Raw genomic sequence first — 25075 nt, 5'->3', positions numbered from 1 at the left:
GATGACCGCAGTGAACACGGCACGGGGCGCGACCGCGCGCCGCCGCCTCGCGGGCGTGGTGTTCCTCGTGGTCCCCGCCCTGCTGGTGTGGCTCGCCATCGCCGTCTACCAGAAGAAGTTCACGGACTCCGACCCGGTGGTGGTGGAGGCCGCGAGCGTCGGCAACGAGATGCACCTGGGCGCCGAGGTGAAGCTGCGCGGCGTCGTCGTCGGCGAGGTCCGCGAGATCGACGCCACCGACGACGGCGCCCGGCTCACCCTCGCCCTGCGACCCGGCGCCCTCGACGACATCCCGGCCGACGTGCGCGCCCAGATGCTGCCCACCACCCTCTTCGGCGAGCGCTTCGTCGCCCTGGTGCCCCCCGCCGCGCCCTCCGCGCAGCCGCTGGCCGCCGGCGCCGTCATCCCGCAGGACCGCTCGGAGAGCGCCGTGGAACTCCAGCAGGTACTGGACGACGTCCTGCCCATGCTCACCGCGGTCCAGCCGCAGAAGCTCTCGGCCACCCTCTCCGCCGTCTCCCAGGCACTCGAGGGACGGGGCGACCGGCTCGGGGAGACCCTCAGCCTCCTCGACTCCCACCTGCGGGAGTTCAACCCCCAGCTGCCCACCCTCAACCGCGACCTGAAAGAGCTGGTGAAGGTCAGTCACGTGTACGCCGACTCCGCGCCCGACATCATCACGGCCCTCACCGACTTCACCACCACCAGCGGCACCCTGGCCGAGAAGGAGAGCGAGCTGGCCGGCACCCTCGGTGCCACCACCGGCACGGCCGAGGACGTCACCGCCTTCCTCCGGCAGAACCGGGACAACATCATCCGGCTCTCCGCGTCCTCCCGGCCGACCCTGGAACTCCTCGCCGAGTACTCCTCCGCCTTCCCCTGCACCCTGCGCACCCTCGCCGACTTCGTCCCGGCCATGGACGAGGCCCTCGGCAAGGGCACCGACCGGCCCGGCCTGCGGGTCGACGTCACCACCGTGACCTCCCGCGGCGCCTACCGGCCCGGCAGCGACACCCCCTCCTACGACGCCGGCGGCGGCCCCCGCTGCTACCCCGTGCCCTACCTGGGGGTCTCCGCGAAGCCCGCGGCACAGGTGCCCGCGTCGGCCGGCCAGGACCTCGGCCCCGCCAACTCCCCGCAGGAGAACGACCTCGTCAACGAACTCCTCGCGCCCGCCACCGGCAAGGCCCCCGCGGACCTCCCCGAGTGGAGCAGCCTCCTGGCGGGCCCGGCGCTGCGTGGCACGGAGGTGACCCTGCGATGACGTCCACCCGCTCCGCCCCGACCCGGCGCCGCCCCCTGACCGGACCGCTGCTGAAGTCCCTCGCCTTCCTCGTCGTCACCGCGCTCGCCACGACCGTCCTCGGACTGAGCGTCTCCGGCACCGGCGTCGACGACGACAGCCTCTCCTACCGAGCGCTGTTCACCGACGCCACCGGCGTCACCGACGGCGACAGCGTGCGCATCTCGGGCGTCGAGGTCGGCGAGGTCACCGACGTCCGCGTCGTCGACCGGCGGACCGCCCAGGTCACCTTCAGCGTCCGCGACGACCGCACGCTGCCCCGCTCGACGACCGCCGCGGTGAAGTACCTCAACATGGTCGGGCAGCGCTACATCGCCCTCGACCGGGGCAGCGGCGACCTCACCGGGACGCTCGACGCCGGCGACACGATCCCGCTGGACCGCACCGCGCCCGCCCTCGACCTGACCCTGCTGTTCAACGGGTTCAAGCCGCTCTTCGAGGGCCTGTCCCCGAAGGACGTCAACGAGCTGGCCGGCTCCATCGTCCAGGTCCTCCAGGGCGAGGGCGGCACCGTCGACAGCCTCATCCGGCACATCGGCTCCGTCAGCACGACGGTCGCCGCCAAGGACAAGGTCATCGGCGAGGTGGTGAAGAACCTCAACACGGTCCTGACCACCCTCAACGACCGCGAGGCCGACTTCGACGACCTCGTGGACACCCTCCAGAAACTCGTCAGCGGTTTCAACGGGGACCGCAAACCGCTGGGCAAGGCCGTCGCGGCCATGGGCGACCTGACCACCGTCACCGCCGACCTCCTCGAAGAGGGGCGGGCACCGCTCAAGCAGGACATCCGCGAACTGGGCCGGCTCTCCGGCAACCTCGGCGACGCCACCCCGCAGATCGAGGACTTCCTTGCCCGGACCCCCGCCAAGATGACCGCGCTCGGCCGCCTGTCCTCGTACGGCTCCTGGTTCAACCTCTACCTGTGCGAGGCGCGTGTGGGCCCCGTGACCACCTCCACCGGCGAGGACGCGCCGACCGGCATCGCGGTCACCGAAGCGAGGTGCGGCGCATGAGCACCCTGACGCGCCCCGACCGCGGCGCCGGGAGCTGGGCCACGCCCCGCCGCCCCCGCGCACCCCGCCTGAAGCCGGTCAAGGACCGCAACCCCGTCGCCGTGGCCCTCGTCGGTCTGCTGCTGCTGGCGCTGCTCACCGTCCTCGCCTACAACGCCGACCGGCTCTCCCTGACCGGCGGCGGCACCACCTACACCGCCGACTTCACCGAGGCGGCCGGCCTCGACGACGGCGACGAGGTGCGCGTCGCCGGGGTCAAGGTCGGCGAGGTCACCTCCGTCGCCCTCGACGGCGACCGGGTGAAGGTGACCTTCGAGGTCGAGGACGCCTGGATCGGCGACCGCACCACCGCCGCCATCGCCATCAAGACGCTGCTCGGCGACAAGTACCTGGCCCTCGACCCCCTCGGCTCCGGCCGGCAGGACCCCGGCGCCCGCATCCCACGGACCCGCACCACCTCCCCGTACGACGTCACCCAGGCGTTCCAGGACCTCAGCGGCACCGTCGACGCCATCGACACCCAGCGGCTCGCCGAGAGCTTCGAGACCATCTCCAAGACCTTCGAGAAGTCGCCGCCGCACGTCCGCAAGGCGGCCACCGGCCTGTCCGACCTGTCGAAGTCCGTGTCCAAGCGCGACCGCGAACTCTCCGAACTGCTCAAGGGCAGCGCCCGGTTCACCAAGACGCTGGAGACCAGGAAGTCGAGCTTCGAGACCCTCATCGAGGACGCGGGACCGCTCCTCGGCGAACTGCGCGACCGCCGGGACGCCATCGACGCCCTCCTTACCGGCAGCCGCGACCTGGGCACCGAACTCGGTGGCCTGGTCGAGGACAACGACAAGCAACTGGAGCCCACCCTCAAGGCGCTCGGCCGGGTCACGACCGTCCTGGAGAAGAACGGCACGCAGCTGGACCGGACGCTCGCCCTGGTCGGCCCCTACTACCGCCTGGTCGGCAACACCCTGGGCAACGGCCACTGGTTCGACAGCTACCTCTGCGGGGTCGTGCCCCGCGACTACCTGCCCGCACAGTCCCAGCCCACGAACGGGTGCATGCCGCCGAAGCAGCAGGCGGCGGCCCCGGGGAGCGGTGAGCGATGAGCAGACGCAGAAGACTCCTGTCGGCAGCGATCGCCCTCGCCGTGGTCGCCGCCGGCCTGGCCACGGTCCGCGCCCTCGAAGACGACGGCACCCGCGTCACCGCCTACTTCGACCGCGCCGTCGGCATCTACGCCGGCTCCGACCTGCGCATCCTCGGCGTCCGCGTCGGCGAGGTGGAGTCAGTGGAACCCCAGGGCACCCGGGTACGGGTCGAACTCGCCCTCGACGACGGGGTCCGGGTCCCCGCCTCGGCCCGCGCCGTGGTCGTCGCACCCAGCGTCGTGGCCGACCGCTACGTGCAGCTCACCCCGGCCTACCGCTCCGGACGGGCCCTCGCCGACGGCGCCGTGCTGCCCGCCTCGCGCAACCGCACCCCCGTCGAGATCGACCAGCTCTACGCCTCCCTCACCGACCTCAGCGAGGCACTCGGGCCCGAGGGCGCCAACTCCTCCGGCGCGCTCTCCGAACTGCTGAAGACCGGCGCCGCCAACCTCGACGGCAACGGCGAGGCCATCGGCGACGGCATCGAGCAGTTCGGCAAGGCAGCCAGGACCCTCGACGGCTCCAGCGACGACCTGTTCGCCACCCTGGGCAGCCTGCAGACCTTCACCACCATGCTGAAGGACAAGGACACCGACGTGCGCACCGCCCAGGAGCGCCTGGACACGGTCGTGGGCTTCTTCGCCGACAACAAGGACGACCTGGCCGGCGCCCTGGAGGAACTCGGGACCGCCCTCGCCCAGGTGAAGACCTTCATCCAGGACAACCGGGGCGAGCTGAAGAAGAACGTCGACAAGCTCGTGCCGATCACCGAGACCCTCGTCCGGCGGCGCGCGTCCCTGGCCGAGGCCCTGGACGTCGCCCCGCTCGCCGCGGGCAACGTCGTGAACGCATACGACACCGGCACCGGCATGCTCGACGGCCGCGCCAACCTCAACGAGATCAGCATGGGCGGCCCCCTGTTGCCCCTGCCGGTCACCGGAGGCGCGGCGAGCTCGGGGGAGGGGACCCGATGAAGCGCGTCGTGGGACGCCGCGGGCGGGGGACCGACCCGGTGGAGGCCCCGGGGGAGGACCAGGTGGAGACCGAGCGGGCCGACCGCGTCGAGGTCCACGGCACGGTGAGGCGGGGAGCGCTCACGACCACCACGGCCGTCGGCGCCGGACTGGGCGGGATCCTCGCCCTCGGACTCGGCTTCGCCCTGGCCCTCGGCGCGTTCTCCGTCACCGCCCCGGACTTCGGCGGCATCGAGGACCTGCCCCTGCCGGGCGGTGCCGACCTCGGCTCCCACCCGTACACCGTCAGTGCCGAACTCGGCGACGTCCTCAGCCTCGTGCCGCAGGCCGCGGTCAAGGTCAACGACGTCGCGGTGGGCCGGGTCACCGCCATCCGTCTCGACGGTGACGCCTGGACGGCCCGCGTCACCATGGAGATCAACGGGGACGTACGACTGCCGGCCGACGCCACGGCCCGCCTCGAACAGTCCAGCCTGCTCGGCGAGAAGTACGTACAGCTCAGCGCCCCCGGCACGTCGCCCGCCGCCGCCCGGCTCGCCGACGGCGCCGTCATCCCGCTGGCCCGCACCGGCCGCAACACCGAGGTCGAGGAGGTGTTCGGCGCACTGTCCCTGCTCCTCAACGGCGGCGGCGTCAACCAGCTCAAGACCATCACCCAGGAGCTGAACAAGGCCCTCGGCGGCCGCGAGGGCGAGGTCCGCTCGATGCTCGAACGCGTCGAGAAGCTGGTGGGCAACCTCGACGACCACCGGGGAGACATCACCGACGCCCTGGACGCCGTCAACCGCCTTTCCTCCACCCTCGCCGGCCGCAAGGACGACGTGCGGACCGTCCTGACCGACCTCTCACCCGGACTGAAGACCCTGCACGAACAGCGCGGCTCCCTGCTGACCATGCTGCGCTCCCTGGACACGCTCTCCGGGGTCGCCGTCTCCACCGTAGAAGCGAGCAAGGACGACATGGTCGCCGACCTCAAAGCCATCGCGCCCACCCTCAAGGCACTCGCCGACGCGGGCACCGACCTCCCCGACTCCCTGGAGGTGCTGCTGACGTACCCGTTCACCGACGAGGTGCTGAACGGGGTGAAGGGCGACTACCTCAACGTGTACCTGAACATGACGGCCGCCCCCGGCACCCGGATCATCCCGCCGCTCGTGCCCGGGAGCACCCCCTCCCCCTCGCCGACGCCCTCCGTCACCGCGCAGAGCGGACGGGACGACGCGGCCGGGAAGGGCTCCCGGAGCGGGGCCGGGGCCGGGAAGAAGCCCACCCCCTCGGCCCCGCTGCCCCTGCCCTCCGTGCCGACCCCGTCGGCGGGCGGAGGTGCCCAGGGATGATCACCCTCGCCGTCCGGCTGAAGAACCTCGCCTTCCTGGTCATCGCCGTCCTCGTCCTCGGCTTCGTGGGCATCCGGTACGCGGACCTCGGACGGTACGTCGGAGCCGCCGACTACTACACCGTGGATGTGGAACTGCCGCGCACCGGGGGACTGTTCACCCACTCCGACGTGACCTACCGGGGTGTCTCGGTGGGCCGGGTCGGGCCGATCGACCTCACCGCCGACGGCGTGGTCGCCCACCTGCGCATCAAGAAGTCCGCCCCCTCCATCCCCGCCGACACACGCGCCGTCGTGGCCGGGCTCTCCGCGGTCGGCGAGCAGTACATCGACCTGCGACCCGAGAGCGACTCGGGCCCCTACCTGGCGGACGGCACCCGCATCGAGCTGCCCGACACGGAGGTGCCCGCACCCGTCACCGACGTCCTCACCAGCGTCGACGCGCTCACCCGGTCGGTGCCGCTGGAGGACCTGCGCACGGTCGTCGACGAGTTCGGCAAGACCTTCGAGGGCCACGGCGACGACCTCCAGGCGCTGCTGGACAACGGCAGCGCCTTCGTCGAGGCCGCCGACCGGGCACTGCCCTCCACCACGCGCCTGCTCACCGACGGCGAGACCGTGCTGCGCACCCAGGCCGAGGAGGCGGAGGCGATCCGTGGCTTCGCCGACGGCGCGACGGAGCTGGCCCGCACCCTCAAGGGCTCCGACGCGGACCTGCGGCGCCTGCTCACCGTCACCCCGGAAGCGGCCACGCAGGTCAGCGGACTCCTCAGGGACCTCGACCCCAGCCTCGGCGTGGTGCTCGCCAACCTCCTGACCACCTCGGAGGTGGCCGTCACCCGGCAGCGCGGCATCGAGGAGCTGCTCGTCAAGTACCCGGCGGCCGTCTCCGCCGGCGCCACCGCCGTCGACGGAGGAACGATGAAGCTGGGCCTGGCCGTCACCTTCTTCAAGCCCCTGCCGTGCACCGCCGGCTACGGCGGCACCCGCTACCGCAACGGCCTGGACCTGGGGACGGCCCCCGCCCTCAACACCGGTGCCTCCTGCACCGCCCCACCCGGCAGCGGCGTCAACGTGCGCGGTTCGGCCAACGCCCCCCGGGGCGGCCCGGTGCCCGAGCCCGCCAGGCCCGGCTCCCTGCCCTCCGGCAGCACCAAACCGTCGGCGTCCGAGGCCACGTCCGCCGCCGGGCCGCTGCCGGGCGCCCTCGCACTGCCCGACGTGGGCGGAGCCGGGGCCCCGGACCTGGCCGGGCTGCTCGGAGCGGGCGAGGAGGACGGCCGGTGAGGCGGGCCCGGATCGCCGCCGGCGCGGCCCTGGCGCTGTCCCTGGCCTTCTGCGGCGCCGGCGCGTGGACCTACGCGCAGGCACGCGGCGACGACTCGCTCGCCTACGGCCGGGAACGTGACGAAGCGCTCGCCGACGGACGCGAGCGCCTCTCCGTCCTCCACACGCTGGACGCCTCCTCGCGGGAGCACGCGCAGGAGGGCATCCGGGCCTGGCGCACCGCCGCGACCGGCCCGCTGCGCGCCGAACTCGCCCGCACGAGACCGGAGAAGGGCGCCTCGGCCCGGGGCACGGTCACCGAGGCGGCCCTCACGGCCCTCGACACGCGCGCCGGCACGGCCAAGCTCATCGCGACGGTGCGCGTCGAGGTCACGTCCGCCGGAGCCGCCCGGGCGAGCACGGACCGCAAACGCCTGGAAGCGGTCCTGGCCCGCACGGACGCGGGCGAGTGGAAGGTCAAGGCACTGAGCGCGGTACCGCTCGCACGGACGGCTGAGGAGGACGACGGCCGATGACACGGCTGCTGCACATCAGGCGGGCGCGGGACTCCGCGGCCGGCGAACCCCCGTCACCCCGCGGGGAGGCGGACGCCGCTTCCGGGGACGCGGGCGGGCGGCCCGGCGACGACACGGTGGCCGAGTCGGACTGGGACGCCGCGGAGGCCCGGTCCGGCACAGCGGCCGAGCAGGACCGGGACGCCGACGACGCGAAAAGCGCCGACGACGCCGAAGACGCCGACGACACCGGGGACGGCACGGTCGCCGAAAGGGACGAGGGCGGCCCCGGGGCGCCGCCCGCGGGACGCCGCAGCACTCGGTGGGGCCGCCTCCGCAGGGCCGCGCCCGCGGTGGGGGCCGTCACCCTCGTCCTGGCCGGCTGCGGCTTCTTCTACGGCGCGCACCAGCTCCGGTCCACCCCCTCGGCCGAGAACGCGGCGCTGACCGACACCGCGGCGAGCACACGGGTGGCCGGAGACGTGGGCAACGCCCTCGCCCGCGTCTTCTCGTACACGCCGGACGGGGTCGAGGCGACCGAGCGTTCCGCACGCACCGTCCTCGGCGGACGGGCGGCCCGGCAGTACGCCGACCTGATGGAACGGATCCGCGGCGACCTCGCCGAGCAGCGCGTCACCCTGAGCACCCAGCCCGTGCGCACCGGAGTGATCGAACTCGACGGCGACCGGGCGCGACTGCTGGTCTTCCTCGACCAGATCTCCCACCGCGGCAAGGACGGCACCACCTCCGCGGCGGCTCAACTCACGGTCACCGCGCGATGGGAGGAGGACCAGTGGCGGATCGTCGACATCAGAACCCACTGAAGCCACAGCGGCGGAGGGGAGCACTCGTGCAGCGCGCGGCCGCATCACAGGACCGGACCCGGGGGAGGTCCGTCACCGTCCTCGCCCTCGTCCTCACCCTGACGGCGGGGGGCTTCGCGGCGTGGACGGGCTGGGACTGGTACGAGACGGCCCACGACGACACGACGGCCTACGCCGTGCAGCGCGACGAGGCGCTCGCGGCCGGGGAGCAGGCCGTGCAGAACCTGAACACCCTGGACCACCGCAAGCTGGACCAGGGGCTGGACCTCTGGGAGTCCTCGACCACCGGCGACCTGCACGAGCAACTGGTCTCCGGACGCGAGGAGTTCACCACCCAGGTGAAGGGCGCCAAGACGGTCACCACGGCACGGGTGCTGTCCGGTGCCCTGACCGAACTCGACGACCGCGCCGGCCGCGCCCGGGTCCTGGTCGCCCTGCGGGTGACGGTGAAGGCGCCGGGCGACGCGAGCACCGACAAGGACAGCCGCATGCTCGGTGAACTGACCCGCACCGGTGGCGACTGGAAGCTCAGCGCCCTCGGCCAGGCCCCCGTCGGCGGTACACCGGCCGGCTGACCGGCCGGAGGAGAGGACGACCCACCATGCCGACGACCCGGCACCATCTGAACAACCTCCGCCGTCGCCAGGCCCGCGAGGCACTGCGCCCCCCGGGGGACACGCACGAGCCCCGGGAGCGCGGTACCCCCCGGGCCCCGGCCGGCGCGGAATCCGTCGACGGACGCGGCCCCCTGCTCGACCGGCCCCGCCCGGCGCGGGCCGGTGCCCCCGGCACGGCCACCCGCAAGCCCCCGCCCGCCCGGAACGGGGCCGCGGACCCGCCGGAGGCCCCGCCCGCGTCGGATGCGCAGGACGCACCCGACACGAAGGACACGCCGCCCCTGCGCCCGTCCGCCCCGCACCGCCACCGCACCGCGCTCCTCGTCCTCTGCCTGCTGACGCTGCTCCTCGGCGGCTTCGCCGGCTGGGCGCACTCCCGGGCGGAGGCCCTCCGGGACACCGCGGCCGCACGCAACACCGCCCTGTCCGACACCGCCCGCACCAGCGAGATCAAGGGGCAGTCGGCCAAGGCCGTCGCCGCGCTCTTCTCGTACGACCACGCCGACCCCGCCGGCCTGGACAAGGCCGCGAAGGAATGGCTGACGGGCCGCGCCGTCACCCAGCACCGGGACCTGTTCGGCGACGTCCGCACCCAGGCCGACCGGCAGAAGGCGGTGATCACCACGACGGTCACCGACAGCGCGGTCGAGCGCATCGACGGAGACCGGGCCCGCGTCCTGGTCTACGCCGACCAGAGCAGCGTCAGCACCGCGGGCGGCAAGAAGGCCGAGGACGACGGCACCTATGCCGGGGCGATGTTCGCCGTCGACGTCCAGCGACGCGACGGTCGGTGGCTCGTCTCCGGCATCGACACCTTCGGCCGCTGAACCCCGTACGCGCCTCACCACCAGGGAGTGACAGACCATGCCCGAAACGCGCGACCGCCGCGTACCCGCCCGGACCCGGCAGGGTCTGCGGGCCACCGCCGCCGCCGTGACCGCGGTGGCGGCACTGACCGCCTCTCAAGCCCCCGGACTTCCCCGGGAAGAGAGCGCCCGTCCGGCCTCCGAGGCCCGCTCCGCCGCCCCGGTGGCGGACCTCCCGCACGCCGAGCCGGCCCCGCCCGACGACGGTTCGTACCACACCGAACTGCCGCCGCTGATCACCCCGAACGTCCCGCCGCGCGCCGGCCAGGCCGTCCGCATGCGGGCCGAGTCCGGCATACCGGGAACCGTGCTGCGCGCCTACCGTGCCGCGGAGACGTCCGTCGGCCGGACGGACCCGGGATGCGCCCTGCCCTGGGAACTGCTCGCCGCCATCGGCAAGGTGGAGTCCGGGCAGGCACGCGGCGGCGCGGTCGACCGGAACGGCACCACGCTCGGCCGGATCACCGGCCCGGCCCTCGACGGCCGCAACTTCGCCCTGATCCTGGACAGCGACGGCGGAGTCCACGACGGCGACACGGTGTACGACCGCGCGGTGGGGCCGATGCAGTTCCTGCCGTCGACGTGGGCGCGCTGGGGCGCGGACGGCAACGGCGACGGCCGCGCGGATCCCAACAACATCTTCGACGCGGCCCTGGCCGCCGGGCACTACCTGTGCGCCGGGAACCGCGACCTGCGCCGGGCCGCCGACCTCGACCGGGCGGTCCTCAGCTACAACCACTCCCGTTCCTACCTCGCACTGGTCCGTCACTGGCTGGACTTCTACCGCGGGGGCGTGCACGCCGTCCCCGACGGCAAGGGCGTCGTCCCGCGGTCTCCCGGCGCCGGCGGCGACACTCCGGCGACGGAGCCGGTCGACCAGGACGAGCGCGGGGGTGCCGGCGGCAAGGACGGAAGCGGGGGCGCGGACGGGGACGACATCATCATCGGCCCCGATCCCGGGACGCCCCAGCCGTCCCCTTCCCGCTCGGATCCGCCCGCCTCCTCCCCGCGGCCGTCCCCGTCCGCGACGAAGCCCGCCCCCTCCCCGTCTCCCGACCCGTCCCCGACGGACTCCCCGTCACCGGACCCCTCGCCCACCCCGACCCCCACCGACTCACCCACCCCGACCCCCGACCCGTCCACCCCGCAGGACTGCCCCACGGACTCGGCGAGCCCCTCCCCGGACACCGGCGCCTCTCCCGGCCCGGACCCGGAGGCGCCGGGACCGGAACCCACCTGCCCGGCCTGAACGGACCCGCACCCTCGGCGTGACGCACGCATCGCCCGGCCCAACCGTGGAAGAAGGGCCGCATGACGTCACACGAGGAACAGCAGAATGTCGCCGACTTCTACGACTTCGAGAGCGCCCTGTCCGAGGAGGAGCGCAAGGTCCTGGCGAGGACGCGGGAGTTCATGCGCGACGAGGTCCGGCCCCTGGTGACCGAACACTGGGCCGACGGCACCTTCCCCATGGAGCTGATCACCCGCTTCGCGCAGAGCGGGCTGGTCGGCCTGCCGTACGAGGGCTACGGCGAACCGGGACCGGCCGCCAGCCATCTGCTGACCGGGATGATGGCGATGGAGATGAGCCGCGTCGACGCCTCGGTGGCCACGTTCTTCGGCGTGCACAACGGACTGGCGATGTACTCCGTCCAGGCGGGCGGCGACGAGGAGCAGCGCGAGCGCTGGCTGCCCGGCATGGCCAGGATGGAGACCGTGGGGGCGTTCGCGCTGACGGAACCGCTCGACGGCTCCGACATCGCGGCCGGCATGCGCACCACCGCACGGCGTGAGGGCGACACCTGGGTGATCGACGGGGCCAAGCGCTGGATAGGCAACGCGACCTTCGCCGACCACGTCGTCGTCTGGGCCCGGGACGTCCAGGACGACCAGGTCAAGGGGTTCGTCGTCGGCCGCGGTGCGCCCGGGTTCACCGCGGAGCCCATCGCGCACAAGACGTCGCTGCGCATCGTGCAGAACGCGGACGTCACCCTGAGCGGCGTGCGGGTGCCGGAGTCCGACCGGCTGCAACGCGTGTCGTCGTTCCGGGACGTCGCGGAGATCCTGCGGGCCACGCGCAGCGGGGTGGCGTGGCAGGCCCTGGGCGTCATGATCGGCGCCTACGAACTCGCCCTGCGCTACGCCGGCGAGCGGCAGCAGTTCGGCCGGCCGCTCGCCGGGTTCCAGCTGGTGCAGGACCTCCTGGTCAAGAGCCTGGGCAACATCACGTCCAGCTGGGGGATGCTGCTCCAGCTGGCCCGGATGCAGGACGCCGGCGTCTTCCGGGACGAGCACTCGTCGCTGGCCAAGGCGCACGTCACCGCCCGCATGCGGGAGGTGGTGGCCTGGGCCCGGGAGATCTTCGGCGGCAACGGCATCGTCCTGGACCACGACGTCGCCCGCTTCTTCGCCGACGCGGAGGCCATCTACTCCTTCGAGGGCACCCGGGAGATGAACACCCTGATCGTCGGGAAGGCGATCACCGGGGAGAGCGCCTTCGTCTGACCTTCCCAAGGAGTTCAGGCGTTTCGGGCGGGCCCCCGGCATTCGGCAGGACCTGCCGGGTACGCGCGTAGGGGTATCCACCAGCATCCACGACGACCGGAAGAGATCATGACGGAGAAGCACGAGGACAAGACCCGGATCCGCTCCTGTATCGCCTGCGGCACGCCCGCCGGGGACGGCGAGCTGTGCGAGCACTGCGGCAGGGTCCTGGAACTCCCGGCCGAGACCGGACTGACGGAGGACCGGGCAGCGGCGGTCCGCCGGGACTTCGAGGGCCGCGGGAGGTAGTGAGCCGCGTGCGGGGGTACACGCCCGCCATGGCATCGAGGAACGATCACCGGGCAGCGTCGCCCCGTACGCGTCAGATCCGCCAGCTCCGCCGCATCAGGGCCTTCTACGCGGCGGGATTCGCCCTGTGGGCGGCATCGGCCGCCTGGACGGGACTGGAGTCCCCAGGGAGCCGGCAGATGTGGGTGGCCCTGCTCCTCCTGGGGGTCTTCACCGGCCTGCTGCTCACGGCCACCACCTGGGTCCGGCGCCTGGAGAGCGCCGGCCCGCGCCGGCCCGCGCACCATGCCGCCCCGCGTATGACGGCGGCCTCGCAGCACGGAACCCCCTGAGGCGTACTCACGCGCGGGCGGCCCAGACGGTGCGTTCGGTGCGCACCGCCAGGTCGTCGCGGCGCAGGAGGCTGTGCGGACCGTCGGTGTCGAGGAGCCGGTCGAGCGCGGCGAGGTCCTCGGGGTGCAGCCCGGTGGCCGTGGCGCGGCGGATGCGGCTCAGGCTCGCGAGGGCGTAGCGGCCGACGGCCTCGCTGCGGGAACCCGCGATGTCGACCGCGAGGGTGCGTCGGGCTTCGACCGTGAAGCCGGCGGCGGTCAGCAGCGGTCCCCAGTCGGCGCCTCGATGGGGTGTGTGCTCGGCCTGGTGACGGTCGGTCAGGGCGTGGCAGCGCTCCTCCAGACCGGGTCGCTCCGCGGGGGCGCCCTCGGGCAGGAAGCGGGGGAAGCCGGCCAGCTCCACGACGGCGAACAGTCCGCCGGGCGCGAGCGCGTCGCGGACGGTGCGCAGCGCCCGGTCGGGGTGGGCCAGGTGGTGCAGGGAGGCCGACGCCCACACCAGGTCGGGGGAGCCGAGGTCGGGCCACTCGGGGGCGTCGAGGTCGGCCCGCACGGTGCTCACGCGGTCGTCCAGGCCGTTGTCGCGTGCCTTCGCCCGCAGGCGCTGGAGGAGCGCGGCCGAGGCGTCGACGGCGACGACGTGCGCGTCGGGGAAGCGGTCGAGGAGGGCAAAGGTGCCCGTGCCCGTGCCGCAGCCCAGATCGACGATCCGCCGCGGACCGGTCCTCAGCGGCAGCCACGCGGTGAGGGAGCTGAGGTGCTCGGCGAGCACCTCGGCGTCCAGATCGAGGATCTCGGCCAGATCGTCTGTGTCGTGGTCGTGGTCGTGGTCATGGTCGTGCTCGTGTTCGTGGTGGTGCCCCTGCTGTGCGTGCCTCTGCTGCGCGCTGTGGGCGAGGGGGTGCGGCTGTGTTCGGTCCATGCCTGCCACCCTAGGAGCCTCATGCGCAGGTGGCATGACGCCTCCCGGTTTGCGCAAGAAGACGGTCGTGTGTGCTGCCGCCCGCGCAAGAAGCTGCCGTGGCGGGGGTCCGCCCCCTCACCTCCCGGTGCCGCGCGGGCCGCCGTCGCCGTCCTCGCGCTGGTGGCCGCGGCGCGCGTCGCGATCGAAGATGCCCAGGATGTCGCAGGGTCCGCCTTCGGAGCCGATCGCGTGCGGCATCATCGTGGGGAACTCGGCGGCCTGGTTCGCTTCGACGCGGTAGCGGCGCTGGCCCAGCATGAGGATCGCGGTGCCGGACAGGACGACGAGCCATTCGCGCCCCGGGTGCGCCCGCATGCGGGCCGGGCTCTGCGGGGGCGGGTCGGTCATGCGCTGGCGGACCACACTCATGCCGGGATCTCCCTTCACGAGCCAGCGCATCGAGCCGCGGGCGCTGTCGATCACGGGGCTGGTGATCACGTCGTCGGACGCGGTCTCCACGAGCTGGTCCAGCGTGGTGTCCAGGGCGCGGGCGATCGTGACCAGTTGGTCCAGTGCGAGGCGGCGCCCGCCGTTCTCGATGCGACTCAGCGAGGACTGGCTGAGCCGTGCGCGGCTGGCGAGTTCCTCGAGGGACCAGCCCTGCGCCAGGCGAAGCGCCCGGATCCGCTTACGGACGAGGCCGTCCAGATCGTCATCCTCTTGCGTCATGGGCAGCACAGTATGCGTCTCCCGCATCCATCCCGGTAGCGGCACGGCCCGCACGACACCGGCCGCGCGCACGCCGCCCCCGTGCCGTCCTCGCCGTCAGCGGCCCGTGTCATGATGCGGACGCGTTCCAGGGAGTGGGGCGCGTGCTGCTTGCCAGGGGGTTTGCGCATGGGTGCGGGTACCGAGCCGGACGGCTCGTCCAGGTCCGACGAGGAGTGGGAGCGGTTCCTCCGCGAGTCGGTGGAAGGGGTCGCCGACTCGCCCAAGGAGCCGTCGGCACGGGCTCGTGACGTGGCGAAGCGGCTGCGTGCGGAGCCCGGCCGCGAGGCGGAGACCTGGCGCGGCCATTCGCCCGCGCGTCCCAAGCGGCGTACGGGCTGGTACGTGGTCGGGCTGCTGACCTCGCTGGTGCTGCTCGCCGTGGCGCTCGCGCCGGAACGGATGACGGACCTGGTGACCGGCGACGGGGACGCAGGCCCCCCGGCCTCGGCGACCGGGACCGACGGCCCCACCGTGGACGAGCCCTTCCGCGGCTCCCCGGCGGCGAGTTGGGCGAGCGGAGCGGCGGGGATCAGCATGCCCGGGGCCAGGGCGGTCGGCTGGATGAGCGAGACCGAGGTCGAGCGCGCGCTCGACCGCAGCCGGGACTTCCTCGTCGGGACCAGCCTGGACCGTGCGGTACTGCGCGGCGAGCGCCCCGCGAAGGCGATCGCACAGATCAACCCGCACCAGGAGGACGTGCAGGACTTCCTCGGGACCGCGTTCCGCAGCCCGAGCGAGGACCACGACCCCCTCCTGCTGTTCAGCCGCTTCCGGCCCTCCGAGAGCCGCCTGGTCGGTGACGTCGTGAAGACCCGGGGCGGGCTCACCTACCGGGAGGGCGAGCGCGGCGCGCTCCAGGTGACCGCCGACGTCACCTTCGTCTATCCGGTCACCCGTGCCGACGGGGGCGGCGACGAGATCGTACGCACGATCGTGCGACGCGAACTGGTCCTCAACTGGGACGACCCCGACAAGGTGATCACCGAGCCGGGCACGTTCTCGATCGTCTCGTACAAGTACGACATGACCAACGGCGGCTGCGGGGCCCCCACGGGGTACTTCACCCCGCCCTTCGGCAAGGACCGCGAGGCGGACGTGTCCGGCGCGGAGGTGGACCCGTACGACCGCAGCGGCCCGGTCGGACAGGACGCGTCCTCCGGAGACGAGTGCGCACGCGCGTCGCGGTCCTGACGGGCCCCGCAGGCGGGCCCCTTAGGGTCGGGGCATGACCTCACCTCTTGCCGACAGTGCTTTCGACTCGCTCCGTCTCGACGCCGTCTCCGACCTGGAGGCGTTGCGCAGTGTCTACGAACTCCCCAGGGAGGTGGCCTGGCGCAAGCAGATGGACGAACTCACCGAGCAGACCAGACGGTTGATCGGCTGCTCGTCCCTGGTCCTGATCGCCAGTACGGACGCCGAGGGCAACTGTGACGTCTCCCCGCGCGGCGGCCCCGCCGGGTTCGTCGCCGTCCTGGACGACCGGACGGTGGCGATACCGGACGCGACCGGCAACAAGCGTCTGGACACCCTGCACAACGTCATCGCCACCGGACGGGCCGGGCTGCTGTTCGTCATTCCGGGGCGCACCACGACGCTCAGGGTCAACGGCCGGGCCTGCGTATCCACCCGCCCGGAGCTGCTGTCGCAGCTGACCGCCGTGGGCAAGCCGCCGGCCAGTGCGCTGGTGCTGGGGATCGAGGAGGTCTACCCGCACTGCCCCAAGTCGCTCCTGCGCAGCAACGCGTGGAAGCCGGAACAGTGGCTGCCGGCGGACGCACAGCCGACCTCGGCCGAGGTCACGCTGGCCCAGCTGCGGATGCCGGAGCTGACGATCGCCGACATCGAGCGTGCGGAGGCGGACTCGCTGAAGTACCGCTACGAGTAGGGGAGCCCGCGGTCGGGCCTTGCGGCACCGCACGACGGCCGGCTGTCACTCACCAGGGTGAAACCCGGCCCGCCTTCGCTGCCCCGGCGCATGCCCGGCATGCCATACGGGGACGATCGCGGGTGCGACCATTCCGTCGCCCGGACCCCAGGAGGTCACCGATGGCGGATGTGGTGTTCAGGGCCGACTTCACCAGTGACCGGCAATGGGTGGCCGGCCGCTCCTGGGCCTATCCCGACGGCGGCCCCGTCAATCCGGACGACGACAAGCTGGACCACCTGACAGCCGACCCCGCCTACAGCCGCACCGGCCGCTTCCGTGCCACGCGGCGCCCGGACGGCTTGTGGGAGGCGGGGCTGCTGACCACGGAGGAGAGCGCCGACGGCTTCATGGTCCGCACCGGCGACCTCCTGGAGGCGACGGTCCGGCTCCCCGTCGGCCTGGGCGCCTGGCCCGCGATCTGGACCTGGCGGGACGGTGGCAACGAGGTGGACGTCTTCGAGTACCACCCCGACAACCCCGACCTGCTCGAACTCACCAACCACGTACGCCGGGGGCAGGCCTACGTACGCGACGAAGCCGTACGCCCCGGCGGCCGGATCGACATCGCCGTGCTGTTCGGCCGGAACAGCGTGGTCTGGTCGCTGAACGGGCGGCGCGTCCACTCCGACGGTCGCGGCGTCGGAAGCCGCTGGCACGCCAGTCTCATCGTGAACCTCTCCGTCTGCGCGGGCCGTTACCACCCGCCACCCGAGGACGACGCCACCGAGTTGTCCTACGAGGTGGAGGGACTGGTGGTACGACGGCCGGTTGCCCACGGCCCGGGGTGAACCCCGGCGCCGCAGACGGCCGGTGGCTGCCCGAGCGGCCGGGGCGTCGCCGGTCCGGCCGACCGGTGACCACCGGTGACCGCGCTGCGCCCGCGTCAGCCGGGAGCTGAGCCGCTGACGACGACTTGTACCCTGCACTCATTGAACGATCGGACGATCACGGACACGGGCCGGCGGGCACGGGGCGGGCGTCCGGGGCGGGAGCGCGGGGGTTCCGATGAGTGACGCAACGCCGATACGCAGTCGCCGACCGGGTCTTTCGGTCGGCGCCCGGATCATCGCGGTGGTCGTCCTCGCCGTGATCGGGGCCGTCGGCGCCTATCTCCAGCACGACCCTCCCGGCCGGAGTGCGGAACCGCGCACGGAGTTCACCGCGAACAACCCGCCCGCCGGGCTGCCCACCGCGCTCACCACCGGCCAGCACCTCCGCTGGTCCCGCTGCACCTCGCCGCCGGCCGCCCGCACGGGCTACGACTGCGCCACCATGAAGACCCCCCTCGACTACCGGAAACCGGAAGGCAGGACGATCGACGTCGCCCTGATCCGCCGCAAGGCCACCGGCCCGAACGCCCGGCGGATCGGCTCGCTCGTCCTCAACTTCGGCGGCCCCGGCGTGTCCGGAGTGAACGGCCTGCCCGAGTACATCGACCAGTACAAGCCCCTCCTCGACCGCTACGACCTGGTCTCCTTCGACCCGCGCGGCGTCGGCGCGACCATCCCCGTGCGTTGCGGGAAGACCGCGGACGACACGGCCTTCGCCGGGGCCGACGCCTGCGCCGAGCACTCGGGGGCGCTCCTCCCGTACCTCGGCACCTCCCACACCGCGCGCGACCTCGACCTGATGCGCTACCTCCTCGGCGACGAGCGGCTGCACTACTTCGGCGTCTCGTACGGAACGGCGCTCGGTGCGGCCTACGCCCACCTGTACCCCTCGCACGTCGGGCGGTTCGTCCTCGAAGCGCCCGTCGATCCGACCGAGGACCTCAGCGAGGAACAGGTGTCGCAGGTCAAGGCGGTCCAGGCGGCGTTCGACCGGTTCGCCGCGCACTGCGCGACCCGGATCCGCCACTGCCCGACCGGCGACGGGCCCGAAGAGGCCGCACGACGCATGGGGGACCTGGCCGACCGCCTGGAGAAGAAGCCCGCCCCGACCGGCGACGGAAACCACCTGGACGCCGACGACCTCGCGCACAGCGTCGGCGACCACCTCGTCCTGGGCACGGACGGCTGGCCACCGCTCGCCAAGGCCCTCACCGCGCTGATCGACCACAACGACGGCGGTCCGCTGAGCAACGGCGCGTCCGACACCGGGTCCGCCGAGCGCACGGAGACCCCGCCCGACAGCAGCACCGCCGCCCAGACCGCGATCACCTGCGCGGACTCCAGCCTGCGCCCCGACTTCGAACGCCTCGACCGGGACGAGGCCCGCGTCAAGGCCGCCTCGCCCGTTTTCGGCGCGGCCTGGTCCACCGGTGTCTACCTCTGCTACGACTGGCCGTTCGACGGCGAGCGCCTCACACCCCAGGTGAACGCCGACGGGGCGGCCCCCGTCCTGGTGGTCGGCGGCACCGGCGACCCGACCACCCCGTACCCCGGCGCCCGCCACATGGCCCGCGCCCTGGGCGACGGTGTCGGCGTGCTTCTGACGGCCGAGGAGGAGGGCCACGGCAGCTACCCGCAGAACCGCTGCGTCACGGAGGCCGTCGACACCTACCTCCGCACGGGCCGCACCCCGGCCGCGGGGACGGTGTGCCGGGGCAGCATGTCCTGACACCCACCCGGACCCTCCGGACGACCGAACGATCCACCCCACCCCACTCCGCCCCGCGCGCTCGGATCGAGTCGGCCGCCGCTGATCGTCCCTGGGCCGTTCATGAGGCCCGAACGTAGAAGCCCGAACGGCCGGGGACCCGAGCCGAACGGCAACACCGGACCGCGACGATCGTCAGGGTTGACGGCTCTCCGGGTGCAGGACGCCGTACGACCGGCTCGGCAGGGGAGCCGGCTACGTGCGCCGGGTCAGCAGACCGGTGTCGATGGTCTCGGCGACAAGGCCGGCGCCGCGGCTGTTCTGATGGATGTGGTCGGTCGTGAGCACGAGACCTCGGCGCCGTGAGATCGTGTCGAGCTTGCGGCGCAGCACCGCGTGTTGGACGAGGACGCCGAGGGCCGCCGCCGGCGTCACCTCCCGGTACGGAACCGGCGCCGGGTCCGCTCGGCGCAATTCCTCCGTCTGGCGTTCGTGGAGCGGAAGGTAGGCCACCTCCTGGGCGGCGGCGACTTCGGCGATTATCCGGCTGTACTCCTGCGATGCATGAGCCGCCGCACCGTCGAGTTGTTGGCCGAGTACCGGCAGCGACAGCAGACCGATCGTCGCGTCGGTCTCCGCTCGCAGTCGTGCGACGACGGTTGCGAGGCACTGCTGGAACCATCCGGCCGACGGGCGGCGGGGGAGCTGTTTGCGCCGCATGGCCTGCTCGACGGGGTAACCGGCGAGGCTCGCTCGCGCGTCGTTGGTCCCGATCAACACGGTGATCACATCAGGTGGGTCGGTGACGACGGCGTCGAGGCGCTGCGAGAGGTTGTGGGCGAAGTCGCCGTTGACGCCGAAGCGGGCAAGCCGCACGGCACCGGCAGGGTGGCGTCGTCCGAGGAGATCCAGGTAGTCGACGCTGAACTGTGCGCGGGTGAGGCTGTCGCCGAGGCACGCGATGCGTGTCGTCACGGCGTTTCCTCAGGGCCCGGCGTACCCACGCGGCCGGTCGGGCGGATGTCGGTCCGAGCGGTCCGAGGACGGTGTTCGGTGCCGAGGCTCGCGGTGATGGACAGGATGGACGTCGGTCCCTCCATGTCGACCACGTGCCATACCCCGGCCGGGTTGACGGTGCCCTCGCCCGGCCCGAGCAGAACGCGGTCGGGAACCCCGTCCACGACGCGGGTGACCGTCGCGGACCCGCTGAGGCAGACGACCAGTTCGTCGCCTGCAGGGTGGCTCTCCCAGTGGTCGCCGGGGCCGTCGCCGTCGAAGATCATCACCATCCGGCCTTCGGCGCCGTCCGCCGCGACCGCGGCGCTGTAGGCCTGGAGCACTGCCGGGTCCCAGGCGAAGCCCTCGACGGCTTTCGCTCTCGATCCCAGACCCAGATGTACGGGGGTGGTCCGGAGGTCCATGGCGTTGCGTTCGTGGTCCACGAGTCTCATGGCGGGAATCGTCCACGACAGCGATCGGGCGGTCTTGAAGGAAAGGGAAGAGATACCGACGCGACGGGCAGACGGGTGGTGGCTACCCACCTTCGAGGAGGACCTCGCCGCGACGCCAGGAAGTCGGTGACCGGTTCGTGAACTCGCGCCATTCCCGGACGAGATGGGCCTGATCGGCGTAGCCGGAGACGGTTGCCACCTCGGCCCACGGGAGCGGGTTCCGCACCGCCGCCAGTTCGTGCGCGTGCTCGAAGCGCAGGACCCGGGCGAAGGTCTTCGGCGACAGGCCCACCTCGGTGCGGAACTGCTCGGTGAGGTGACGGCGGCTCCAGCCGAGCTCCGTGGCGACCGCACCGACCTGGACGCGACCCCGCGCCGCGACGAGGCGGCGCCATGCCTCGACCACCTCGGGACGCGCCCAGCGCACCTGGTCGGCGCAGGGGCCACGGCCGACGGCGCGGAGGAGCAAGGCGTCCAGTGCGGTGAACCGCGCCGCCCATGTCGTCGCCGATCGAAGCCGCTCGAATAGCTCTCCGGCGAGCGCTCCGAGAAGTGCGTCGAGGGGGACCACGCGGTGGGCGAGTTCGGCGGACGGCACGCCGTAGACGGCCCGGGCCCCGAGCGGTGTCAGCGACACCTGAACACCTTGCTGGCGTCCGTCGTGGTGAATCGCGACGGACCGGCACATCAGACCACCGGCCACGCTGCCGTACCGGGTGACCGGTGACCCGTCGTCGACGCCCGCCGCCACTTCCAGCGGACCCGACAGGCTGATCACCGTGGTGAGCGAACGGCTCGGCGGGCCGCAGTGCACCCCTGTCGGGAGTCCGCGGAGGTCGAAGCCGAGATACGAGTCGACGTACTGCCGCAGGGCGGGCGCGGGACGCGCAGCGATCTCGGTCGCCGTGTGGTCCTCCATCCTCGCCAGTGTACGAGCCGCGCCACGGCGACGCTCCCTGCACGAGCCGCTGCGGCTTCTCGCTCACCCGGCGTTCCGCCCTCGCCGATAGACTGCGGCGGTGCGTACGGTCGAGCTCCTGTTGGACGAGGCGGCGGATCTGGCGGTCCGGGAGGCTTGGCGGCGGCTCGCGGAAGCGGGCCTGCCCAGTCAGGCGCGCCACCGTTCCCCGACCAACAGCCCGCACCTCACCCTGGCGGCGTGTCCGGAGCTGACCGCCCCGATCCGCTGGGAGCTGGCTGAGGCGGCCGCCGCGCTGCCGCTGCCGGTGCGGTTCACCGGAGTGGTCCGCTTCGAGCGGCCCACCTCGGTGCTGGCCTGGGCACTGGACCTCGACTCCGCGCTGGAGGGTCTGCACCAGCGGGTGTGGGAGGCGGTGGCCTCGGACAGTCCGCCCGGGACGCTCAGCCCGTTCCATGCTCCTGGCCGCTGGAGCCCGCACGTCACGCTCGGCCGCACCAGGCGGGCAGGTGCCTTCGCCGGCCGGCAGGTCCCCGAACTGCTCCCGGCGCCGCCGCTGTCCGTCCGCCTCAGCACCCTGCGCAGCTACGACACGGTGACCGGTGCCCTGGAGGTGCTGGAGCCCCGCCCCTGAGACGCGCCCCGACGCCGACCGCACGACGGGCCCGGCGCGCGGTGGTGCAGCGGCCGACGGTACTGGAGCCGGCGGTATCGATCCGCGGTCCGGGCCCGCGCACCGGCGGGCCCGCGGTGGGGGAGCTACGCGCCCGGACGCGCCGGGGTGAGGCCCGCGCCGTCAGGTGGGGGTCTTCGGCTGTTGGCGCGCGTTGTGGGTGTTGCGGAGTTCCTGGTTGATGCGCTGGGCTTCTTCGAGTTGATCTTCGAGGATGATGATGCGGCAGGCGGCTTCGATGGCGGTGCCGGAGTCGACGAGCTCGCGGGCGCGGGCGGCGATGCGCAGTTGGTAACGGGAGTACCGGCGGTGGCCGCCTTCGGAGCGCAGAGGGGTGATCAGGCGATGCTCGCCGAGCGCGCGGAGGAAGGCAGGGGTGGTGCCGAGCATGTCGGCGGCCCGGCCCATAGTGTAGGCGGGGTAGTCGTCGTCATCGAGGGGGATGACGGGCTGGGGACTGCCAGAGGGCATAGGCCTCTTCTTTCTAGGGACGCGTCGAGGGGCCCGAGTGCCGTACTGGCACCCGGGCCCCGAGCTTTCAACACCATCTGCCGGCCATTATGGCCGACCTTCTCTGTCCGCAGGTCCGCCCGGAGGGGCGGGGATGCGGGGATCGCGGATGCGTGACCGGGGACCACCTTCCATTCCGGGGTCTGCGGTACCCGGGCGGACTGCTTCCTCGCCCGGGCGATCCTGATGGCGCTCTGCTCCTTACCTCTTGTTCTGCCGGACTTACCTGATACCGCTGTGCGGCCCCAAGGCCGCTCCTGCTTGCGTGGCAGTCGTCTCTGCCGCGCCCTTCGACTTCTGGGTACGCAGAAAGACTAACTCTCCCCGGCGGTAATGTCTACTCCCGACACTACAGATTTGCTCCATAGGCTGTAGGTGTGAGTCTGTTCGCCCTGTGTTCGAATGGGCGGCGTGCGCGGAGGGAGCCGACCGGCGGGGGAGAGGGCTGGTCGCAGTCGCCGGGACGGGCGGGACGGGAACGGACCGACCCACCGCGCGGAGGCGCCGCCCGATGCGAAATACTCGATCGATGGGTACACGCGCTGTCCCGGCCGGCCGGCCGATCACGATCCGGAGAGCCGTCGCCCGGGATGCCAAACGACTGACGCGGCTCGTGCGCGGATCGAGCGCCTACGAGGGCCTGTACGCGTCCGCGGTCGCGGGCTACCGGGTCGGTCCCGACTACATCGAGGCCCACCGCGTCTTCGTGGCCGCCGATGCTGACGATCACGAGGGCCGGGTGCTCGGGTTCTATGCGCTCGTCCTCGCTCCGCCCGAGCTCGACCTGCTGTTCGTCGCGGACGAAGCGCAGGGGCGGGGCATGGGGCGGCTGCTCGTCGCGCACATGCGGTCCGAAGCCCGTGCCGCCGGAGTCGACCGGGTCAAGGTCGTGTCGCACGTTCCCGCCGAGGACTTCTACCACCGCGTCGGCGCGGTACGGACCGGCACCGTGTTCGCGACCCCGCCCGCCGTGCCGTGGGACCGTCCGGAGTTCGAATTCCGCATCTGACTTCCACGACGCCGCTAGCGAGCTCGTGCACGGTAGGCGGTGAGGCGTCGAGGCTGTCGGCGGGGCTCGGTGTTCACCTCTGCGGTGGCGACGTCAGGTCCGCGGTCTGCTGGTGGGACAGCAGGCCGGCGACGGCTTGGACGGTGTCGCTCATGTGCTCGCGGCGGCCGAGGTGGCGGGCCAGGGCACGCCAATTCTTCAGATGGGCGATGCCGTGCTCGACCCGGATCCGCCTTGTGGAGTGTGCCTTGCGCTGGCGTTCGTACGTCTCCTCGTACCAGTCCGGGGGGTTCTTCTTGAACTCGCGGTGCGGTGGTGTGATCACCTGGCCGCCGGTCTGCGCGCCAAGGCCCTGGTAGTCGGCATCGGCGAGGATCTCCACCGCGGGCCCGTCGGCCAGGAGTCTGACCAGCCCTGACTGGCGGGCTTGGGTGATGTCCGCGCAGCTTGCGGGCCGTGTTGGGCTGCACCACAGCACGCGGCCTTCGCCGTCCGTGACCACCATGGACTTGACCGCGTTCTGCTTGTTCTTGCCGGAGATGAACTTGTCGCGGTCCTGGTGTCCGGCGGCCGGGCGGTGAACCCGGATCTCGGTGCCGTCGATGATGCCGGTCGTCCCGCTCGAGCCGAGATGGTCGATGACCTCGGCCAGAGACCGCAGCCGCACGTCAGGGCTGACGGTGCACCCTCTCTCGGCGAGCAGGGGCCGCACCTGGCCGACGGCCTGGGTGGCGGTGGAGCGGTCCACTCCGAACCAGCAGGCCAGCACGTCGTGGGTGACCCCATGACGAAGACGGACGAGCGTGACCAGGAGCCGGTCGACGAACACCAGCCGGTGCTTCGCGCCGGCGCCCACGGCCCGCTTCCGCGGTCGAGCGGCAAGCCTCGCCTGGTGACGCTCCTGCCACAAGGGACCGATCTCCTCGACGAGTTCAGCTATCACTCCGGCAGTCAGGCCTGTGATCCGCCTATTACTGATGATCGCCGCACGCGTCGAGTTCCCCACCACCCGGCCATGATCAACCATCCAGGCTCCGCCTCTCACCGCCTACCGTGCACGAGCTCGTTAGGTCACCCCGCCACATGTGCACACCAACGATCAGCAGCAAGTGTCAGTTACACGCTCCGGAGGATCAGTCTTACTGGCTCTAACAAAAGTGGCTGATCATGAGACTCTCGGCCCCTGCGCCCGTATGTCTGGGCATGGCAGACCGTCAGTCACGGCCCTGGATCGTGTCGGATGACCTGTGTTCGCTTGTCGAGCCGTTGCTGCCGAAGCCGGGTCCGAAGAAGGCCGAGGGCAGACCACGGGTACCCGACCGGCAGGCGCTGTGCGGGATCCTCTTCGTCCTGCTCACCGCCATCCAGAGGCGGCCTTGGCGACACTGC

The 25075-nt window shown here is 72.4% G+C and carries 27 protein-coding genes; 20 read left to right on the top strand and 7 right to left on the bottom strand.

Annotated features, from left to right (window positions below):
• Position 1: 1 nt before the first annotated feature.
• From AC07FV_RS25865 to AC07FV_RS25800, 14 genes are all read left to right on the top strand, one after another.
• Positions 2–1264 (top strand): MCE family protein, encoded by a 1263-nt coding sequence (locus AC07FV_RS25865; RefSeq protein WP_479089627.1) that lies wholly within the window; start codon positions 2–4, stop codon positions 1262–1264.
• Positions 1261–2319 (top strand): MCE family protein, encoded by a 1059-nt coding sequence (locus AC07FV_RS25860; protein WP_479089626.1) that lies wholly within the window; start codon positions 1261–1263, stop codon positions 2317–2319. Before AC07FV_RS25865 ends, AC07FV_RS25860 begins: the two co-directional genes overlap by 4 nt.
• Positions 2316–3419 carry an MCE family protein gene (locus AC07FV_RS25855; RefSeq protein ID WP_479089625.1) on the top strand — a complete coding sequence of 368 codons (1104 nt, stop codon included), beginning with the start codon at positions 2316–2318 and terminating at the stop codon, positions 3417–3419. The genes AC07FV_RS25860 and AC07FV_RS25855 overlap by 4 nt, the downstream gene beginning before the upstream one ends.
• Positions 3416–4435: an MCE family protein gene (locus AC07FV_RS25850; protein ID WP_479089624.1), complete on the top strand. Its 1020-nt coding sequence runs from the start codon at positions 3416–3418 to the stop codon at positions 4433–4435. Before AC07FV_RS25855 ends, AC07FV_RS25850 begins: the two co-directional genes overlap by 4 nt.
• 104 nt (positions 4436–4539) lie before the next feature.
• Positions 4540–5772 (top strand): MCE family protein, encoded by a 1233-nt coding sequence (locus AC07FV_RS25845; RefSeq protein WP_479089702.1) that lies wholly within the window; start codon positions 4540–4542, stop codon positions 5770–5772.
• Positions 5769–7058 (top strand): MCE family protein, encoded by a 1290-nt coding sequence (locus tag AC07FV_RS25840; protein ID WP_479089623.1) that lies wholly within the window; start codon positions 5769–5771, stop codon positions 7056–7058. Before AC07FV_RS25845 ends, AC07FV_RS25840 begins: the two co-directional genes overlap by 4 nt.
• A complete protein-coding gene (locus AC07FV_RS25835; RefSeq protein WP_479089622.1) occupies positions 7055–7573 on the top strand; it encodes a hypothetical protein in 519 nt (172 codons plus the stop codon). The genes AC07FV_RS25840 and AC07FV_RS25835 overlap by 4 nt, the downstream gene beginning before the upstream one ends.
• Positions 7570–8376, top strand: a complete 807-nt coding sequence (locus tag AC07FV_RS25830; RefSeq protein ID WP_479089621.1) for a hypothetical protein — start codon at positions 7570–7572, stop codon at positions 8374–8376. The genes AC07FV_RS25835 and AC07FV_RS25830 overlap by 4 nt, the downstream gene beginning before the upstream one ends.
• 26 nt (positions 8377–8402) lie before the next feature.
• Complete coding sequence (locus AC07FV_RS25825; RefSeq protein ID WP_479089620.1) at positions 8403–8951, top strand: hypothetical protein; 549 nt, start codon at positions 8403–8405, stop codon at positions 8949–8951.
• A gap of 26 nt (positions 8952–8977) precedes the next feature.
• Positions 8978–9820, top strand: a complete 843-nt coding sequence (locus AC07FV_RS25820) for a hypothetical protein (RefSeq protein WP_479089619.1) — start codon at positions 8978–8980, stop codon at positions 9818–9820.
• A gap of 37 nt (positions 9821–9857) precedes the next feature.
• Positions 9858–11108, top strand: a complete 1251-nt coding sequence (locus AC07FV_RS25815) for a lytic transglycosylase domain-containing protein (protein WP_479089618.1) — start codon at positions 9858–9860, stop codon at positions 11106–11108.
• Positions 11109–11170: 62 nt separating this feature from the next.
• On the top strand, positions 11171–12364 hold the full coding sequence (locus tag AC07FV_RS25810; protein ID WP_479089617.1) for an acyl-CoA dehydrogenase family protein: 1194 nt from the start codon (positions 11171–11173) through the stop codon (positions 12362–12364).
• A 108-nt stretch (positions 12365–12472) separates the two neighbouring features.
• On the top strand, positions 12473–12652 hold the full coding sequence (locus AC07FV_RS25805; protein ID WP_356610359.1) for a hypothetical protein: 180 nt from the start codon (positions 12473–12475) through the stop codon (positions 12650–12652).
• A 29-nt stretch (positions 12653–12681) separates the two neighbouring features.
• Positions 12682–12984: a hypothetical protein gene (locus AC07FV_RS25800; RefSeq protein WP_479089616.1), complete on the top strand. Its 303-nt coding sequence runs from the start codon at positions 12682–12684 to the stop codon at positions 12982–12984.
• A gap of 7 nt (positions 12985–12991) precedes the next feature.
• Here AC07FV_RS25800 and AC07FV_RS25795 read toward each other — a convergent pair whose 3' ends face one another.
• Entirely contained in the window at positions 12992–13906 is a 915-nt protein-coding gene (locus AC07FV_RS25795; protein ID WP_479089615.1) for a class I SAM-dependent methyltransferase, read from the bottom strand.
• 117 nt (positions 13907–14023) lie between these two features.
• Positions 14024–14617 (bottom strand): helix-turn-helix domain-containing protein, encoded by a 594-nt coding sequence (locus AC07FV_RS25790; protein WP_479089614.1) that lies wholly within the window; start codon positions 14615–14617, stop codon positions 14024–14026.
• A 168-nt stretch (positions 14618–14785) separates the two neighbouring features.
• Here AC07FV_RS25790 and AC07FV_RS25785 point away from each other — a divergent pair, with 168 nt between their 5' ends.
• From AC07FV_RS25785 to AC07FV_RS25770, 4 genes are all read left to right on the top strand, one after another.
• Entirely contained in the window at positions 14786–15850 is a 1065-nt protein-coding gene (locus tag AC07FV_RS25785) for a hypothetical protein (protein ID WP_479089613.1), read from the top strand.
• A gap of 34 nt (positions 15851–15884) precedes the next feature.
• Positions 15885–16544: an MSMEG_1061 family FMN-dependent PPOX-type flavoprotein gene (locus AC07FV_RS25780; protein ID WP_479089612.1), complete on the top strand. Its 660-nt coding sequence runs from the start codon at positions 15885–15887 to the stop codon at positions 16542–16544.
• 161 nt (positions 16545–16705) lie between these two features.
• A complete protein-coding gene (locus tag AC07FV_RS25775; protein WP_479089611.1) occupies positions 16706–17374 on the top strand; it encodes a beta-glucanase in 669 nt (222 codons plus the stop codon).
• A 217-nt stretch (positions 17375–17591) separates the two neighbouring features.
• Positions 17592–19145 (top strand): alpha/beta hydrolase, encoded by a 1554-nt coding sequence (locus AC07FV_RS25770; protein WP_479089610.1) that lies wholly within the window; start codon positions 17592–17594, stop codon positions 19143–19145.
• Positions 19146–19379: 234 nt separating this feature from the next.
• Here the strand turns inward: AC07FV_RS25770 and AC07FV_RS25765 are convergent, their stop codons facing one another.
• From AC07FV_RS25765 to AC07FV_RS25755, 3 genes are all read right to left on the bottom strand, one after another.
• Positions 19380–20099, bottom strand: a complete 720-nt coding sequence (locus AC07FV_RS25765; RefSeq protein WP_479089609.1) for an SGNH/GDSL hydrolase family protein — start codon at positions 20097–20099, stop codon at positions 19380–19382.
• Entirely contained in the window at positions 20096–20575 is a 480-nt protein-coding gene (locus AC07FV_RS25760) for a cupin domain-containing protein (protein ID WP_479089608.1), read from the bottom strand. The genes AC07FV_RS25765 and AC07FV_RS25760 overlap by 4 nt, the downstream gene beginning before the upstream one ends.
• Before the next feature lie 82 nt (positions 20576–20657).
• Positions 20658–21494 (bottom strand): helix-turn-helix domain-containing protein, encoded by an 837-nt coding sequence (locus AC07FV_RS25755; protein WP_479089607.1) that lies wholly within the window; start codon positions 21492–21494, stop codon positions 20658–20660.
• 100 nt (positions 21495–21594) lie between these two features.
• Between AC07FV_RS25755 and AC07FV_RS25750 the strand changes: the two genes are divergently transcribed.
• Positions 21595–22128, top strand: coding sequence for a 2'-5' RNA ligase family protein (locus tag AC07FV_RS25750; RefSeq protein WP_479089606.1), 534 nt, complete (start codon positions 21595–21597; stop codon positions 22126–22128).
• 162 nt (positions 22129–22290) lie between these two features.
• On the opposite strand, the gene AC07FV_RS25745 is transcribed toward AC07FV_RS25750, so the two are convergent.
• Positions 22291–22638 carry a MerR family transcriptional regulator gene (locus AC07FV_RS25745; RefSeq protein ID WP_391971553.1) on the bottom strand — a complete coding sequence of 116 codons (348 nt, stop codon included), beginning with the start codon at positions 22636–22638 and terminating at the stop codon, positions 22291–22293.
• 550 nt (positions 22639–23188) lie between these two features.
• On the opposite strand from AC07FV_RS25745, the gene AC07FV_RS25740 reads away from it, so the two are divergent.
• Entirely contained in the window at positions 23189–23686 is a 498-nt protein-coding gene (locus AC07FV_RS25740) for a GNAT family N-acetyltransferase (protein WP_479089605.1), read from the top strand.
• Between the two features lie 73 nt (positions 23687–23759).
• On the opposite strand, the gene AC07FV_RS25735 is transcribed toward AC07FV_RS25740, so the two are convergent.
• Positions 23760–24713, bottom strand: coding sequence for a transposase (locus AC07FV_RS25735; protein ID WP_479089604.1), 954 nt, complete (start codon positions 24711–24713; stop codon positions 23760–23762).
• Between the last annotated feature and the right edge of the window lie 362 nt (positions 24714–25075).

Source organism: Streptomyces sp. NPDC045956, assembly GCF_056430705.1.
This window is presented reverse-complemented; position numbering and strand designations above follow the sequence as displayed.

Bases quoted from the DNA above. Each gene is read 5' to 3' on its own strand.
- AC07FV_RS25865 (WP_479089627.1), top strand. From the start codon at position 2: ATGACCGCAGTGAACACGGCACGGGGCGCGACCGCGCGCCGCCGCCTC.
- AC07FV_RS25860 (WP_479089626.1), top strand. From the start codon at position 1,261: ATGACGTCCACCCGCTCCGCCCCGACCCGGCGCCGCCCCCTGACCGGA.
- AC07FV_RS25855 (WP_479089625.1), top strand. From the start codon at position 2,316: ATGAGCACCCTGACGCGCCCCGACCGCGGCGCCGGGAGCTGGGCCACG.
- AC07FV_RS25850 (WP_479089624.1), top strand. From the start codon at position 3,416: ATGAGCAGACGCAGAAGACTCCTGTCGGCAGCGATCGCCCTCGCCGTG.
- AC07FV_RS25840 (WP_479089623.1), top strand. From the start codon at position 5,769: ATGATCACCCTCGCCGTCCGGCTGAAGAACCTCGCCTTCCTGGTCATC.
- AC07FV_RS25830 (WP_479089621.1), top strand. From the start codon at position 7,570: ATGACACGGCTGCTGCACATCAGGCGGGCGCGGGACTCCGCGGCCGGC.
- AC07FV_RS25820 (WP_479089619.1), top strand. From the start codon at position 8,978: ATGCCGACGACCCGGCACCATCTGAACAACCTCCGCCGTCGCCAGGCC.
- AC07FV_RS25815 (WP_479089618.1), top strand. From the start codon at position 9,858: ATGCCCGAAACGCGCGACCGCCGCGTACCCGCCCGGACCCGGCAGGGT.
- AC07FV_RS25810 (WP_479089617.1), top strand. From the start codon at position 11,171: ATGACGTCACACGAGGAACAGCAGAATGTCGCCGACTTCTACGACTTC.
- AC07FV_RS25805 (WP_356610359.1), top strand. From the start codon at position 12,473: ATGACGGAGAAGCACGAGGACAAGACCCGGATCCGCTCCTGTATCGCC.
- AC07FV_RS25800 (WP_479089616.1), top strand. From the start codon at position 12,682: ATGGCATCGAGGAACGATCACCGGGCAGCGTCGCCCCGTACGCGTCAG.
- AC07FV_RS25795 (WP_479089615.1), bottom strand. From the start codon at position 13,906: ATGGACCGAACACAGCCGCACCCCCTCGCCCACAGCGCGCAGCAGAGG.
- AC07FV_RS25790 (WP_479089614.1), bottom strand. From the start codon at position 14,617: ATGACGCAAGAGGATGACGATCTGGACGGCCTCGTCCGTAAGCGGATC.
- AC07FV_RS25785 (WP_479089613.1), top strand. From the start codon at position 14,786: ATGGGTGCGGGTACCGAGCCGGACGGCTCGTCCAGGTCCGACGAGGAG.
- AC07FV_RS25780 (WP_479089612.1), top strand. From the start codon at position 15,885: ATGACCTCACCTCTTGCCGACAGTGCTTTCGACTCGCTCCGTCTCGAC.
- AC07FV_RS25775 (WP_479089611.1), top strand. From the start codon at position 16,706: ATGGCGGATGTGGTGTTCAGGGCCGACTTCACCAGTGACCGGCAATGG.
- AC07FV_RS25770 (WP_479089610.1), top strand. From the start codon at position 17,592: ATGAGTGACGCAACGCCGATACGCAGTCGCCGACCGGGTCTTTCGGTC.
- AC07FV_RS25760 (WP_479089608.1), bottom strand. From the start codon at position 20,575: ATGAGACTCGTGGACCACGAACGCAACGCCATGGACCTCCGGACCACC.
- AC07FV_RS25755 (WP_479089607.1), bottom strand. From the start codon at position 21,494: ATGGAGGACCACACGGCGACCGAGATCGCTGCGCGTCCCGCGCCCGCC.
- AC07FV_RS25745 (WP_391971553.1), bottom strand. From the start codon at position 22,638: ATGCCCTCTGGCAGTCCCCAGCCCGTCATCCCCCTCGATGACGACGAC.
- AC07FV_RS25740 (WP_479089605.1), top strand. From the start codon at position 23,189: ATGCGAAATACTCGATCGATGGGTACACGCGCTGTCCCGGCCGGCCGG.
- AC07FV_RS25735 (WP_479089604.1), bottom strand. From the start codon at position 24,713: ATGGTTGATCATGGCCGGGTGGTGGGGAACTCGACGCGTGCGGCGATC.